Origin of the sequence: Streptacidiphilus sp. MAP12-16 (assembly GCF_041262165.1) — a bacterium.
Lineage (GTDB): Bacteria > Actinomycetota > Actinomycetes > Streptomycetales > Streptomycetaceae > Streptacidiphilus.
The window spans coordinates 33,202-46,686 of the sequence record NZ_JBGCBY010000045.1 but is presented as its reverse complement, the minus strand read 5'-3'; the positions used below and the strand labels follow the sequence as shown (position 1 = coordinate 46,686).

Here is a 13,485-nt window from a genome sequence, read left to right as displayed (position 1 = left end):
ACTGCAGGGGGGACCCTGTGGGAGAGTAGGACGCCGCCGAACAACCATTGACAGTAAGCCCCCTGACCACCGGTCAGGGGGCTTAACTGCGTTCCAGCCGCCCCGGGGCGGCGCGGGCCGCGCCCGCTCGCTGTCGCCCGCCTGGGACCCGCACGACCGCGGGAATAGTTGAAGCTTCACCTACGCTCCTATGGGCAGGCGTGAGTGATCACATGCCCCGAGCGATAGGAGAGAGGGTCGTGTCGATGCAGTTCCTGGAAGAGTCCATCGCGGAGAAGTGGCGTCGTGCCGGGCTGTTCTTCGAGGCCAAGGACTTCGCCGAAGCTGCGCGCATCCTGCAGGGCGTGGTTGAGGAGGTGCCCGAGCAGATCGATGCGCGGATGCTGCTCGCGCGTTCGTACTACCACTCGGCTCAGCTCTGGCGGGCCGAGGAGCAGCTGCGCGAGGTCATCGGTCGGGACCCGGTCGAGGACTACGCGTACCTCATGCTGGGGCGGACGCTCCAGCGGCAGGGGCGGGCGGAGGAGGCCAAGCCCTGGCTGAGGATGGCCGCCGCTCTTTCGGGTGAATTCGACGAGCCTGTAGTCAGCGGCGCAACGTCCTGATCAGGGCGTGACCGTCCCTTCAGCCGGTCCGCACCGGGGTCTGCCGTCACGCGCCGAGGCGAGGGCGTCGCTTGTACAGCGCGTCCGCTGTACGCTGTCGACATGTCGAAGCACATCACCATTCGGGTGGACGAGGAGTTCCACGCCCGTCTGGCGGCGCGGGCGGCGGCCGAGGGGACGACGATCACAGCGTTGGTGACCGAGGTCGCCAAGCGCGAGCTCGACGCCGACCGGCAACGGTCCCTGGACGCCGCCGCGGAGTTCAACACCGAAGAGAACTGGGCCTACTTCCAGGAGCGCTTCGGGCGGAAGAGCGCGTGAAGGCTGACGAGGCGTGGGCCTGGAACGTACTGGCCCACCACCTTCCCTCCGATCCGACGGTCTGGGACCCTTCGGGTATCAGTGCTGCCATAGCGCGGCACGCGAGCGACATCGTGCTGGTGGCCGACGAGGAGCCGCGCGACATCTGCTGGCGTGCTGCCGCACTGCTGCACACCCTTGCGGTGTGTCCACCCCTGGACAGTCCCATGAACGAGTTCTACGCCGCGACCCTGACGCGTTCGTACCTGGCGATGGCGGGGATCAAGCAGCTTCCCAACAGCTTCGCGCTGGCCGATCTGGTCGAGCACGCCAAGGAGCGTCGCGCGGACGTCTTCGCCACCGCTGAGGCGCTGCGTCAGCTGACAGACGTGGTCTAGGACGGACCAGGGCCGGACAGCACCCCCCCTAGCGCGGATCGGGGCGGTCGACGCTCCAGTGGCGGACCACCTGGCAGAACCACGCGGTGTCGCTGTCGCGCCTCGCGATGAAGGAGAAGCGGCTGATCGTGCGCTGCCCTCCTTCGTGGTCGCCGTAGAGCAGGTCGATGTTGACGCGGTCGCGCTCCTTCAACTGTTGCAGCAGCGTGGCGTGGTCGGGGTCGGCGGTCTCGCGGATCGCGGAGTGCCAGAAACTGGTGTCGCCCGGTGCGACGTAGAGGTCACGGCCCTGGCGGCGGAACGAGTCGACCGGTGGGTGGACGTTCTCCGCGTACTGGGGGCGTTCGGCGAGGCGCCAGCCGTGGATCACGCCCAGGCCGGGGCCGACGTTGCGGATCGACGCGGCGAGGTAGAGGCAGCCCTCCTGGACGTGCAGATAGCCGGCGCTGCCCGGTAGATGTGCCCAGTGGCCGTCCTGCCAGATGAGCTTCTGGTCGGGCGCCTCGAGCCGGGAGGAGATCAGCAGCGGACGCAGTGAGGCCTGGACCGACCGCTCGGCGGCCCGAGCGGATCGATTGGCCGAGCGTACGGACGAGAAAGTCGCCACAGCGAGGACCAGGGTTCCGGCTGCGGTGGCGAGGCTGGAAATTGTCGCCCAGTCAGCCATGGCCGACCTCCGCCACCGAGGATCGTATGAGGACCATGGTGTGAGCGTAGGGGATGACCCGCCCGCATATGGGCGGGTCATCGTACTGCTGACGATGCGTTATGACACGTCTGCGGTCCGGCGTGTCGCAAGGATCGCGGCGCGGCGTGTCCGCGACGACGCGGGGATCGCGGGAGGATGCGGGATGCTGGGGGTGGCGCGCCCGAATGCGTACTGTTTGGCCCGAACCATTCATGCTGGTTCCTCGTCTCAGCAAACACACAGTCGTACTAGCAAGACAGCCGTACTAGCAAGAAGGTCGGGTGACACCCCCCATGGGCGCACTGTCCCGCAGGAACGTCTTGGCCGGAGGTGCCGTCGCGGCGGCCACGGCCCTGGGAGCGACCGCCTGCGCGGATGCCTCCAGTAAGTCGACCTCAGGCGACAGCCGCACCGGTGGAAGGTCGGGCTCCCAGCACCCCGGTGCGGGCTCGGGCTCCGTCTCGGCAAGCCCCACGACATCCGGGGGCCGGCTCATCGGCGACGGTTCGACGTCGGACACCGGGCCGCAGCCGAATCAGCCTGTCGCGGCGAAGCTGCAGCCGGGTGAGCAGCCGCCGCAGTTCGTGGTGTTCTCCTGGGACGGGGCGGGCGAGGACAGGAAGCAGCTGTTCTCGCACTTCCGGCAGGTCGCCCAGGAGACCAAGGCCACGATGACCTTCTTCCTCTCCGGCATCTACACGCTCCCGGAGAGCAAGAAGCACCTCTACCTGCCGCCGGGCCACAAGCCCGGTGCCTCGGACATCGGCTACCTGGCCGACGACCACATCAAGGCGACTCTGCAGCAGGTCGGCGCGGCCTGGCTGGAGGGCCACGAGATCGGCACGCACTTCAACGGCCACTTCTGCAGTCCCGGTAGCGGCGTCGGCACGTGGACCCCCGCGCAGTGGCGCAGCGAGATCGACCAGGCAGTGAGCTTTGTCACCAACTGGCGAACCAATACCGGCTTCACCGATCTGCCGGCTCTGCCGTTCGACTACCGCAAGGAGCTGATCGGCAGCCGAACGCCGTGCCTGATGGGACGCGACAACCTGCTGCCCACCGCCAGGGCCCTCGGCTGGAAGTACGACGCGAGCTCGCCCGGCGGCAACCAGGTCTGGCCGGGGAGGCGGGGCGGGCTGTGGGAGTTCCCACTGCAGTCGATCCCGTTCCCCGGGCACAGCTTCCAGGTGCTGTCGATGGACTACAACATGCTCGCCAACCAGTCCAACGCCAACATCAACGGGGACCCCGCGCAGCGTCCGCTGTGGCAGCAGCAGTCGTACGGCGCGTACATGGCGGGCTTCGAGCGCGCGTACAGCACCAACCGCGCCCCGTACTTCATCGGCAACCACTTCGAGAGCTGGAACGGCGGGATCTACATGAAGTCCGTCGAGAGGGCGCTGCGTGACATCGCGGCGAAGCCAGGGGTGCGGCTGGTGTCGTTCCGTCAGCTGGTGCAGTGGCTCGAGGCGCAGGATCCGGCAGTGCTGGCGAAGCTCCGCACGCTGGGTGTGGGGAAGAAGCCGGCCGACTGGCGCGAGTACACCGGCGGCGCGGCGAGCGTGCCCGCCGGGACCGCCTCGACGCCCGCGTAGCACGCCATCCGGCCCGGGGCGGGTCCCCGGGCTCCAGAAAATCGGTGCAGGCCCGCTAGGCCGCCTTGAGCGGGCCGCGCTGGCTGACCCTGACGGCGCCCGCGCCGTAGCGGGCGTCGAACGCCCGCTGCGCGCTCGCTGGGTGTTCGCTGACGTCGACCAGCGCGGCGCAGTGCACGCCGTTGCTCGTGCCGACGCTGTTGACCGTGACGCCGTGCCGTCCCCAGTAGCCGCGGTCGGCCAGGATGCGGTTGAGCAGCTGCTGCTGGCGTGCGTACGAGTAGCGGGAGTTCACGAACGACAGGTGGACCGGTCCGGCCACGGCGCGCGCGGCCGAGTCCAGGCGGGTGTCGGGGATCCGGTAGACGACGAGCTGGTTGTTGGGGCTGTCGACCAGGACCGACGAGTAGCTGTTGCCGAAGTGCCGCTGCAGGTAGGGTGCGAGGCGCTGGACGACCGGATCCAGCGCCGCCTGGGCCGGCGGTGCGGACAACCTGGGGCTCGCGGATGGTGCGGGGGAGGCTGGATGCGTGGTCCCGTGCGAGGGGGTCTGGGTTGGCGCGCTGACCTTGCCCACCGGTTGCACCCTGGGCGCGGAGGCACAGGCGCCCGTGGCCGCGAGGAGCAGGAGAGTGAGTGATGCCATGCCCAGAGCCCGGGCTCTCGAACCGGTCGGTCGGCCTTCCACGCTTCCCCCTGTGTTCACCAGTTTTCCGATTCTATGAAGTGACAGTGTGACGAAACTGAGCGTCATCTGGTTCCCTCGCCACTCCCAGGACATGTTCTAACAACCCACTACCCGCCGATCGGCGGGGGGCAGTCACGACCCTGGGGTGACGCTGGGAGCGTGGCCGTCCCGTCATGCTGATTCTGGCCAGGCGAGCGCTCACCCGCGCGAGACCCGGAGTTCCAGAACCCCCGTCGTGTCCGTCACGGAGCCGTAGCAGATGTCTCAAGCCGTAGTAGCGCCGCGTGTGCAGCGCGCCAGTGCCCGAACCGTCGTCTGGTATCTGCGGGCGGTGGGCTGTCTCAACCTCCTCGCGGGCGTCTCGGTCTCGTTCAGGAACCAGGTGCGCCACCACAACACCGGCGACTTCTACACTCCCTACCTGCTCACTGCGGGCTTCACCTCCTGTGCCTTCGCGCTGCTGATGGCCGTGATGATGAACCGTCACAAGCGCGCGGCGTGGATTGCCAACCTGGTGCTGAGCGGCCTGCTCCTGGCCGACCTGGCGGCTGCCCTGGTCAGGCACGCGCACACGCGGGAGCACGCCTTCAACTGGGTCACCATGGCGGTCAACCTGCTTGTCGTGGTAGCTCTGCTGCTCGGCCGCCGCGAGTTCCGAGCCAAGGGCGACGCGGCGAACCCCCGGCTCGCGCTCGGCGTGTTCGCGGGCGGCGGCGCGTTCAGCCTGGTGGCGGGCACGCTCCTGGTGGGTGCGACCAACGTCGAGTCGGGTGCGACCCTTGTCGACCGGGTCCACTACGTGCTTCTGCGCGCCGTCACCCTGGGCTTCGACAGCTCCGAGAACCTGTACGTCGACGTCCCCCGCTGGGTCGACGTCTCCGTCAACGTCCTCAGCGTCGGTGTGATGCTGCTGGTCCTCTACGCGCTGTTCCGCTCGCCCAAGGGCAAGGAGTACCTGTGCTCCGAGGACGAGTCGCGGTTGCGGGCGCTGCTGGAACGGCACGGGGAGCGGGACTCGCTCGGCTACTTCGCCCTGCGCCGCGACAAGTCGGTGATCTTCTCCCCCTCCGGTAAGGCCGCGGTCACCTACCGGGTCCTCGGCGGTGTGTCGCTGGCCTCCGGCGATCCGATCGGCGACATCGAAGCCTGGCCGGGTGCGATCGAGTGCTGGCTGGAGCAGGCTCGGCAGCACGCCTGGGTTCCCGCGGTCACCGGTGCCAGCGAGGACGGCGGCATCGTCTACGCCCGGCACGGGCTGGACGCCCTGGAGCTGGGCGACGAGGCGATCGTCGAGGTCTCCGAGTTCACTCTGGAGGGCCGGGCCATGCGTGGCGTGCGACAAGCTCACAACAAGGTGCGCCGGGCCGGCTACAACGTCATGCTGCGCCGCCACTCCGACATCGGCGACGCCGAGATGGAGACCCTGGTGCGCCGGGCCGACCTGTGGCGCGACGGGCAGACCGAGCGGGGCTTCTCGATGGCGCTCGGCCGCCTCGGCGATCCGGCCGACGGGCAGTGCGTGATGTTGGAGTGCCGGGACGGCGACGGCGAGCTGCGAGCGCTGCTGAGCTTCGTCCCCTGGGGCGAGCAGGGGCTGTCGCTCGACCTGATGCGGCGCGACCGCGAGTCCGACAACGGTCTGCTGGAGTTCATGGTCATCGAACTCCTGCAGGGCGCGGAGCAGCTCGGGATCAAGCGGGTGTCACTGAACTTCGCGGTGTTCCGTGCTGTCTTCGAGCGCGGCTCCAAGCTGGGGGCTGGGCCGTTCCTGCGCGCGTGGCGCTCGGTGCTGATGTTCTTCTCGCGCTGGTGGCAGATCGAATCGCTGTACCGGGCCAACGCCAAGTACCGGCCCAACTGGGAGCCCCGCTACCTGCTGTTCGAGCGCAGCCGGGACCTGCCCAGGATCGCTCTGGTCAACGCCTGCGCCGAGGGCTTCATCGCCGCACCGCGGCTGCCCTCGCTGTTCGGCCGACGCCGTCGCGGCGCGGCGGTGCCGGCGCAGACTCCGGAGCTGCAGCGCGTGGCCTGAGACCGACCGGCACATGGGGGCGGCGTGGCTTGGCGGAGCCTTTGTGAGGCTCGGCCTGCCCGGCCTTCAGCCCGAGGCTGAGGCGAGCGGTAGGGCGGCCCGGACGACGTAGCCCCCGTCCGGGGTCGGACTGGACTCCAGCGTGCCGCCGAGCTGCTGGGCGCGCTCGCGGAGGCCGACCAGGCCGTGGCCGCCGCTGGGGAGCAGCAGGGCCTCTGCCCCCGGCGCGGCCGGGCCGTTGCGGACCTCGACGTGCAGCTGCCCGCTGCGGGCTCGGAGCCGGACGGTCACCGAGGAGCCCGGCGCGTGCTTGCGGATGTTGGTCAGAGCCTCCTGCACCGTCCGGTACGCCGCCCGCTCCACCGGTTCGGGCCAGCGTGGGCCCGCGGCGAGGTCGGAGCCGAGGTCGATGCCGAGGTCCGCACCGAGATCGGCGTCCAGGGCCGCCGCCAGGCCGCTCGCGGCCACCAGCCGGGGCAGATCCGCCAGCGTCGGCTGGGGCGAGAGCTCCCGCCCGTCGCCGCCGGCGGCACGCAGCACCCCGACCATCTGCCGCAGCTCCTCCAGGGTCTTCACCGACAGCTGACGGATCGTCCGGGCGCCCTCAGCGGTGGCCGCCGGGTCGTCCGAGCGGATCTGCAGCGCACCCGCCTGGATGGAGATCAGGCTGACCTGGTGCGAGACCACGTCGTGCATCTCCCTGGCCAGCCTGGCCCGTTCCGTGGAGAGCACACTCTGCGCCAGGAGCCGCTGCTCGCGTTCCTGTCCCCGGGTCAGTTCGTCCAGCCGCACCGCCAGCTCGCGACGGGTCTGCACCAGCAGTCCCAGGGCGACCGGGGCCGCCGCGGTGAGAAGCGAGTACATCGCCGACAGCGCCGTCGTCCGGTCCCAGCCGAGCGGAACGTCGAGGATCGGCCACGGCACGAACTGGGCGACGGCGACGAGCAGCGCGCAACCGGCCACCAGCAGGCGACTGCGGTACATCGTCGCGACGGTGTAGAGGGCCAGCATCGGTGCGAGCCAGATGAAGCTGAGCTGCATGCCCGGCAGGGTGAGCAGCAGGACCGGGATCGGCCAGCGGGTTCGGAACAGCAGCGCGGCGGCGGCCAGCATGGACGTCGACATCTGCGTGGCCGAGTCGAGGTCGTTGGCGAGCAGGGCGTCCGCCATGGCCAGCACCACGGGCGTCAGCGTGGTCAGCCAGGGGTGCAGGTACCAGCGGGGCCTGGGCGTGCCGAGGACGGCCGGGACGGCTGGTAAGGGGGTGGAACCGAGGGTGGAGGTGGAGCGGGACGTGGCGGGCCCGCTCACGCGCGGGGCCCTGGACGGCCGTCGTCGGCGCCGCTGTCGAGCAGGCCCGCCTGGTGGGCGAAGACGGCGGCCTGAACCCGGTTCGACGTTCCCAGCTTCGCGAGGATCGCGCTGATGTGGTCCTTGACGGTGCCGGTGCTGAGGAACAGCCGGGCCGCGATCTCGGCGTTGGACAGGCCCTCGCCGAGCAGGGCAAGGACGTCCAGCTCACGGGTCGTCATACTGCGCAGCCGGTCTGCGGTCTCCCGGTTGGGTCCCGAGTCGAGGTAGCCGGCGATCACGGTGTCCGTGACGGCGGGGGACAGCACGCGACCGCCTGCCGCCAGCACCCGCACCGCGTGCATGAGGTGTTCCGGATCGGTGTCCTTGAGCAGGAACCCGGCGGCACCGCCGCGCAGCGCCGTCCCGATGTACTCGTCGGTGTCGAAGGTCGTGAGCATCGCCACCGCCGGCGGACGACTCAGAGCGTGCAGCGAGCGCAGCACCGTGAGCCCGTCCACGTCCGGCATCCGGATGTCGAGGAGCACCACTTCGGGTGCATGCTCGCCGATGGTCTCCACGGCCTCGCCGCCGGAGCAGGTGGCCACGACCTCGATGTCGGGGGCCGAGCCGACGATCAGGCTCAGACCTGACCGGACGAGTGTCTCGTCGTCGACGATGACCACACGGATCAACGCGGTGACCTCTTCTTCTCGGTGGACCCGGCGCGGAGGCGGGGTGGTGGGACGAGTGGTGGGACGGTGGCGGGGCGGAAGTGGAACCGGGCCGTGCCCCTATGAGGGTACGAGAGGACGTCAACCGAGCCACGCCGGGCTTGCCGTCACGCCGTCCCGGGCTTGCCGAACCCTCCTCGGACGAGAGAGGCTGCTCTTGTCGCGATGCGACCAGATTTCACCAGAAGCCAACAGAACCGAATATTCATCTCGTTCCGGTAGCAGGATCAAGTCAAGGAGCCGTCCATGGCCGTGGAGTCCCCGGAAGGCCGTGCCGCCCGCAGGATCAACCTCGACGCGATCGCGTACGGCGGTGACTACAACCCCGAGCAGTGGCCCGAGGAGGTCTGGGAGGAGGATGTCGCGCTGATGCGCGAGGCCGGGGTCAACCTGGTCAGCCTCGGCATCTTCTCCTGGGCACGCCTTGAGCCGCGCCCGGGCGAGTTCGACTTCGGCTGGCTGGACCGCGTCATCGGCCTGCTGCACGAGGCCGGAATCCGCATCGACCTGGCCACCCCCACCGCCGCTGCGCCCGCCTGGTTCCTGGCCGCCAACCCGCACGTCCGCCCGGTCACAGCGGACGGCACGGTCCTCGGCTACGGCGCCCGTCAGACCTACTGCCCCAGCTCGCCCGAGTACGCCGAGGCCGCCGCCCGGATCACCAGCGAGCTCGCCCGCCGCTATGCGGGCCACCCGGCGGTCGTGCTCTGGCACATCCACAACGAGTACGGCTGCCATGTCTCGCGCTGCTACTGCGAGCAGTCCGTGCTCGCCTTTCGGGAGTGGCTGGCCGAGCGCTACAAGACCGTCGACACCCTCAACTCTGCCTGGGGCTCCGCGTTCTGGGGCCAGCTCTACAGCAGCTTCGACGAGATCGACGCGCCGCGGCTGGCCCCCACCGGGGTGAACCCGGCGCAGGAGCTCGACTTCCGCCGCTTCAGTTCCGACGCGCTGCTGCGCCTCTACACCCGCGAGCGCGACATCGTCCGCGCCCTCGACCCGGACGTCCCCGTCACCACCAACTTCATGGCAGGCCTGTCGGACAACGTCGACCTGTGGCGCTGGGCCCGCGAGGTGGACGTCGTCTCGACCGACCACTACCTGACCGCAGCCGCACCGGACAACCACATCGGCCTGTCCCTGTCCGCCGACCTGACCCGCTCGCTCGCGGGTGGGCAGCCGTGGCTGCTGATGGAGCACTCCACCTCCGCCGTCAACTGGCAGCCCCGCAACGTCGCCAAGCGCCCCGGCGAGATGGCCCGCAACAGCCTGGCCCACTTCGCCCGCGGCGCGGACGGCATCCTCTTCTTCCAGTGGCGCGCCTCGCGCGCCGGCGCGGAGAAGTACCACTCGGCGATGCTGCCCCACGCCGGTACCGACACCCGGCTCTGGCGCGAGGTCACCGCGCTCGGCGCGGACCTCGCCGCACTGCGCGAGGTGCGTGGCAGCATCGTGCCCGCCGAGGTGGCGATCGTCTGGGACTGGGAATCCCGCTGGGGCATGGAGCTCGGCTTCAAGCCGTCCGTGGACCTGGACTTCCGGGAGCGGATCGACGCCTACTACGAGCGGCTCTGGCGGGCCGGGGTGACCGTCGACTTCGTCCACCCCGGCGCGGACCTCGGCGGCTACAAGCTGGTCGTCGCCCCCTCCATGTACGTCGCCCGCACCGCCTGGGCCGAGAGCCTGCGCGCCTACGTGCGCGACGGCGGCACGCTGCTCGCCTCGTACTACACCGGCATCGTCGACGAGAACGACGCCGTGCACCTCGGCGGCTACCCCGGCGCGCTGCGGGACGTCCTGGGCGTGCGGGTGGAGGAGTTCCTGCCACTGCTCAAGGGGCAGCAGACGACCCTGGCAGCCGAGTCCGCTGCCGTCCAGGCCGCCACCGGTTCAGCCACTCGCTGGGCCGAGGACCTGGCGCTCGACGGCGCGGCAGCGGTGCTGCGGCACGAGGACGGCCCGGCGGCGGGCAAGCCGGCCGTCACCCGGCACACGTTCGGCGAGGGCACCGCCTGGTATGTCGCGACGGCGCCCGATCCCGGCACCCTCGACGCGATCCTCCGCGCCGCCTGCGCCGACGCGGGCGTCCAGCCGCCGTCGGGACTGCCCGACGGTGTCGAGCGGGTCCAGCGGCGGGGAGCCGACGGCACCGTCTACGAGGTGGTGATCAACCACACCGGCACCGACTTCGTCCTCTCCGGCACAGGCCGCGACCTGCTGGCCGGAGGCACCCCGGTGGACAGCGAACTCACCGTTCCGGCAGGCGGAGTACGGGTTCTGGCCGTCGGCGGGCTCTGACACACCGCACGGGGCCGCCGGTCGACCGGCGGCCCCGTCCAGGCCCCTCGAACCACCTCACGTCGAACGGGTCACAGCCGGTCGACGGCGGTCACCCGCAGCACCGCGCGGCCCTCCTCGTCGGAGGCGGTGAGGTCGACCTCGGCGCTGATGCCCCAGTCGTGGTCACCGGCCGGGTCGTCGAAGATCTGGCGGACCAGCCAGGCCCCCTGGACCGAGTCCTCGTCGATGAGCAGCATCTTCGGCCCGCGCGCGTTCGGACCCGCACCCAGGTCGTCGTGCTCGTCCCAGTAGGCGTCCATGGCGTCGGCCCAGCGGTCCTTGTCCCAGCCTCCGTCCTCGGCGTCCAGCTCACCCAGGTCGAAGTAGCGCTCCAGCGCCGCCAGTTCGACCCGGCGGAACATCGCGTTGCGGACCAGCACCCGGAACGCGCGGACGTTGGCGGTGACCGGGGTGGTCTTCTCGTCCAGGGCGTCGGCGGTCTCGATCTCGTCGGTGGGGTTGGCCAGTTGCTCCCACTCGTCCAGGAGGCTGGAGTCGACCTGGCGGACCAGCTCGCCCAGCCAGGAGATGAGGTCGCGCAGGTCCTCGGACTTCAGGTCGTCCGGGACGGTGTGCTCCAGCGCCTTGTAGGCGCCGGCCAGGTAGCGCAGCACCAGGCCCTCGGTGCGGGCCAGCTCGTAGAAGCCCACGTAGTCGGTGAAGGTCATCGCGCGCTCGTAGAGGTCGCGGGCGACGCTCTTGGGCCGCAGCGGGTGGTCGCCGATCCATGGGTGGACCCGCCGGTAGACCTCGTAGGCGTGGTTGAGCAGTTCCTCCAGCGGCTTGGGGTAGGTGATCTCCTGCAGCCGCTCCATCCGCTCCTCGTACTCGACGCCGTTGCGTTTCATCTCGCCGATGGCCTCGCCGCGCGCCTTGTTCTCCTGGGCGGCGAGGATCTGGCGCGGGTCGTCGAGGGTCGCCTCGACGACGCTGAGCACGTCCAGGGCGTAGGAGGGGGACTCGACGTCGAGGAGTTCGAAGGCGGCCAGGGCGAAGGTCGACAGCGGCTGGGTGAGCGAGAAGTCGGACTGCAGGTCGACCGTGAGGCGGACGATGCGTCCGGTCTCGTCCGGCGTGTCCAGGCGCTCGACGACGCCGCCCGCGAGCAGCGAGCGGTAGATGGCGATGGCCTGGCTGATGTGGCGGCGGCGTGACCTGGCGTCGTCGTCGTTGTCGGTGAGCAGGTGGCGCATCGCTTCGAAGGCGTTGCCGGGACGGTTGATGACGGACAGCAGCATCAGGTGGCTGACCCGGAACTTGGAGACCAGGGGCTCCGGCTGGGCGTCGATGAGCTTGGTGAAGGTCTCCTCGCCCCAGGAGATGAATCCGTCCGGGGCCTTCTTGCGGACGACCTTGCGCCGCTTCTTCGGGTCGTCGCCGGCCTTGGACAGGGCCTTCTCGTTCTCCACGACGTGCTCGGGGGCCTGGGCGACGACGGTGCCCACGGTGTCGAATCCCGCGCGCCCGGCGCGTCCGGCGATCTGGTGGAACTCGCGGGCGCGGAGCAGGCGGACGCGCTGTCCGTCGTACTTCGCCAGCGCGGTGAAGAGCACCGTGCGGATGGGGACGTTGACCCCCACGCCGAGGGTGTCCGTGCCGCAGATCACCTTGAGCAGCCCGGCCTGGGCGAGGCGCTCGACCAGGCGGCGGTACTTGGGCAGCATGCCGGCGTGGTGCACGCCGATGCCGTGGCGCACAAAGCGCGACAGGTTGCGGCCGAACTTGGTGGTGAAGCGGAAGTTGCCGATCAGGGACGCGATGGCGTCCTTCTCGGCCTTGGAGCACATGTTGATGCTCATCAGCGCCTGGGCCCGCTCGACGGCCGCGGCCTGGGTGAAGTGCACGACGTAGACCGGGGCCTGCCCGGTGGAGAGCAACTGCTCCAGAGTGTCGTGGATGGGGGTGCGCTGGTACTCGTAGAACAGGGGCACCGGGCGGGTCACCGACGAGACGGTCGTGGTGACGCGGCCGGTGCGGCGCTTGAGGTCGGCCTCGAAGCGGCGGACGTCGCCGAGGGTCGCCGACATCAGCAGGAACTGCGCCCGGGGGAGCTCGATCAGCGGGACCTGCCAGGCCCAGCCCCGGTCGGGTTCGGCGTAGAAGTGGAACTCGTCCATGACGACCTGGCCGATGTCGGCCTGCGGTCCGTCCCGCAGCGCCATGCTGGCCAGCACCTCGGCGGTGCAGCAGATGATCGGTGCGGTGGGGTTCACGCTGGCGTCGCCGGTCATCATGCCCACGTTGCCGGTGCCGAACATCTTCACCAGGTCGAAGAACTTCTCCGACACCAGGGCCTTGATCGGGGCGGTGTAGAAGGTGCGTTCGCCCCGCGCCAGGGCGGCGAAGTGCGCGCCGGCGGCGACCAGGCTCTTTCCGGACCCGGTGGGGGTGTTCAGGATGACGTTGGAACCGGAGACGATCTCGATCAGCGCCTCCTCCTGCGCGGGGTAGAGGGTGATGCCCCGCTCCTCCGCCCAGCCCGCGAACGCGGTGAACAGGTCGTCGGGCTGTGGGTCGGCGGGGATGAGATCAGTCAGGGTCACTCCACCATCTTGCCTGGTTCGGCGGCAAGCGTGGTCAACCGGGCCAGCCGCGGGCCCGTGAGCGCCCCGCGTGGGCCCGGCCCGAGCCCTGCCGGGGACCGGCGCCGGTGCGGGCGGAGCCTGGGGCGGCCGCGGCACCGATCGGCAACCTCCTGGAAACCTCCAGGGTCTATCGCAGGGCGGTGGCTGCGGTGCAGACTTCTACGCGCGTCTGTCTACGCGCGTTGCGGCACCGCTGCGCGCCCGGTTCCCCCTGTCGTCGTGGACCCCGC

At 70.1% G+C, this 13,485-nt stretch carries 11 protein-coding genes; 6 read left to right on the top strand and 5 right to left on the bottom strand.

Features of this window, described 5'->3' with window-relative positions; genetic code table 11:
• The first annotated feature begins 245 nt into the window (after nt 1–245).
• The 3 genes from ABIA33_RS36225 to ABIA33_RS36215 all read left to right on the top strand — a co-directional run bounded on the left by ABIA33_RS36225 (nt 246) and on the right by ABIA33_RS36215 (nt 1,303).
• Nucleotides 246–605: a tetratricopeptide repeat protein gene (locus ABIA33_RS36225; protein ID WP_370088119.1), complete on the top strand. Its 360-nt coding sequence runs from the start codon at nt 246–248 to the stop codon at nt 603–605.
• 102 nt (nt 606–707) lie between these two features.
• Nucleotides 708–926 (top strand): toxin-antitoxin system HicB family antitoxin, encoded by a 219-nt coding sequence (locus ABIA33_RS36220; protein ID WP_123494149.1) that lies wholly within the window; start codon nt 708–710, stop codon nt 924–926.
• Nucleotides 923–1,303, top strand: a complete 381-nt coding sequence (locus tag ABIA33_RS36215; protein ID WP_370088112.1) for a hypothetical protein — start codon at nt 923–925, stop codon at nt 1,301–1,303. Before ABIA33_RS36220 ends, ABIA33_RS36215 begins: the two co-directional genes overlap by 4 nt.
• A 28-nt stretch (nt 1,304–1,331) precedes the next feature.
• On the opposite strand, the gene ABIA33_RS36210 is transcribed toward ABIA33_RS36215, so the two are convergent.
• Nucleotides 1,332–1,970 carry a hypothetical protein gene (locus ABIA33_RS36210; protein WP_370088110.1) on the bottom strand — a complete coding sequence of 213 codons (639 nt, stop codon included), beginning with the start codon at nt 1,968–1,970 and terminating at the stop codon, nt 1,332–1,334.
• Between the two features lie 314 nt (nt 1,971–2,284).
• Between ABIA33_RS36210 and ABIA33_RS36205 the strand changes: the two genes are divergently transcribed.
• The gene (locus tag ABIA33_RS36205; protein WP_370088117.1) at nt 2,285–3,586 is read left to right on the top strand and encodes a hypothetical protein; all 1,302 of its coding nucleotides are present in this window, start codon (nt 2,285–2,287) and stop codon (nt 3,584–3,586) included.
• Between the two features lie 55 nt (nt 3,587–3,641).
• Here ABIA33_RS36205 and ABIA33_RS36200 read toward each other — a convergent pair whose 3' ends face one another.
• A complete protein-coding gene (locus tag ABIA33_RS36200; RefSeq protein WP_370088108.1) occupies nt 3,642–4,232 on the bottom strand; it encodes a hypothetical protein in 591 nt (196 codons plus the stop codon).
• A gap of 301 nt (nt 4,233–4,533) precedes the next feature.
• On the opposite strand from ABIA33_RS36200, the gene ABIA33_RS36195 reads away from it, so the two are divergent.
• Nucleotides 4,534–6,306 (top strand): phosphatidylglycerol lysyltransferase domain-containing protein, encoded by a 1,773-nt coding sequence (locus ABIA33_RS36195; RefSeq protein WP_370088106.1) that lies wholly within the window; start codon nt 4,534–4,536, stop codon nt 6,304–6,306.
• A gap of 66 nt (nt 6,307–6,372) precedes the next feature.
• Here the strand turns inward: ABIA33_RS36195 and ABIA33_RS36190 are convergent, their stop codons facing one another.
• Nucleotides 6,373–7,617: a sensor histidine kinase gene (locus ABIA33_RS36190; RefSeq protein WP_370088104.1), complete on the bottom strand. Its 1,245-nt coding sequence runs from the start codon at nt 7,615–7,617 to the stop codon at nt 6,373–6,375.
• Nucleotides 7,614–8,291, bottom strand: coding sequence for a response regulator (locus ABIA33_RS36185; protein WP_370088102.1), 678 nt, complete (start codon nt 8,289–8,291; stop codon nt 7,614–7,616). Before ABIA33_RS36185 ends, ABIA33_RS36190 begins: the two co-directional genes overlap by 4 nt.
• Before the next feature lie 285 nt (nt 8,292–8,576).
• On the opposite strand from ABIA33_RS36185, the gene ABIA33_RS36180 reads away from it, so the two are divergent.
• Nucleotides 8,577–10,628, top strand: coding sequence for a beta-galactosidase (locus tag ABIA33_RS36180; RefSeq protein ID WP_370088099.1), 2,052 nt, complete (start codon nt 8,577–8,579; stop codon nt 10,626–10,628).
• Nucleotides 10,629–10,699: 71 nt separating this feature from the next.
• Here the strand turns inward: ABIA33_RS36180 and ABIA33_RS36175 are convergent, their stop codons facing one another.
• Nucleotides 10,700–13,213 carry a DEAD/DEAH box helicase gene (locus ABIA33_RS36175; protein WP_370088097.1) on the bottom strand — a complete coding sequence of 838 codons (2,514 nt, stop codon included), beginning with the start codon at nt 13,211–13,213 and terminating at the stop codon, nt 10,700–10,702.
• Nucleotides 13,214–13,485 lie beyond the last annotated feature (272 nt).

What these genes read in the sequence shown, in the direction of transcription:
- ABIA33_RS36225 (WP_370088119.1), top strand. Translation starts at nt 246, where the DNA reads ATGCAGTTCCTGGAAGAGTCCATCGCGGAGAAGTGGCGTCGTGCCGGG.
- ABIA33_RS36210 (WP_370088110.1), bottom strand. Translation starts at nt 1,970, where the DNA reads ATGGCTGACTGGGCGACAATTTCCAGCCTCGCCACCGCAGCCGGAACC.
- ABIA33_RS36195 (WP_370088106.1), top strand. Translation starts at nt 4,534, where the DNA reads ATGTCTCAAGCCGTAGTAGCGCCGCGTGTGCAGCGCGCCAGTGCCCGA.
- ABIA33_RS36205 (WP_370088117.1), top strand. Translation starts at nt 2,285, where the DNA reads ATGGGCGCACTGTCCCGCAGGAACGTCTTGGCCGGAGGTGCCGTCGCG.
- ABIA33_RS36200 (WP_370088108.1), bottom strand. Translation starts at nt 4,232, where the DNA reads ATGGCATCACTCACTCTCCTGCTCCTCGCGGCCACGGGCGCCTGTGCC.
- ABIA33_RS36180 (WP_370088099.1), top strand. Translation starts at nt 8,577, where the DNA reads ATGGCCGTGGAGTCCCCGGAAGGCCGTGCCGCCCGCAGGATCAACCTC.
- ABIA33_RS36220 (WP_123494149.1), top strand. Translation starts at nt 708, where the DNA reads ATGTCGAAGCACATCACCATTCGGGTGGACGAGGAGTTCCACGCCCGT.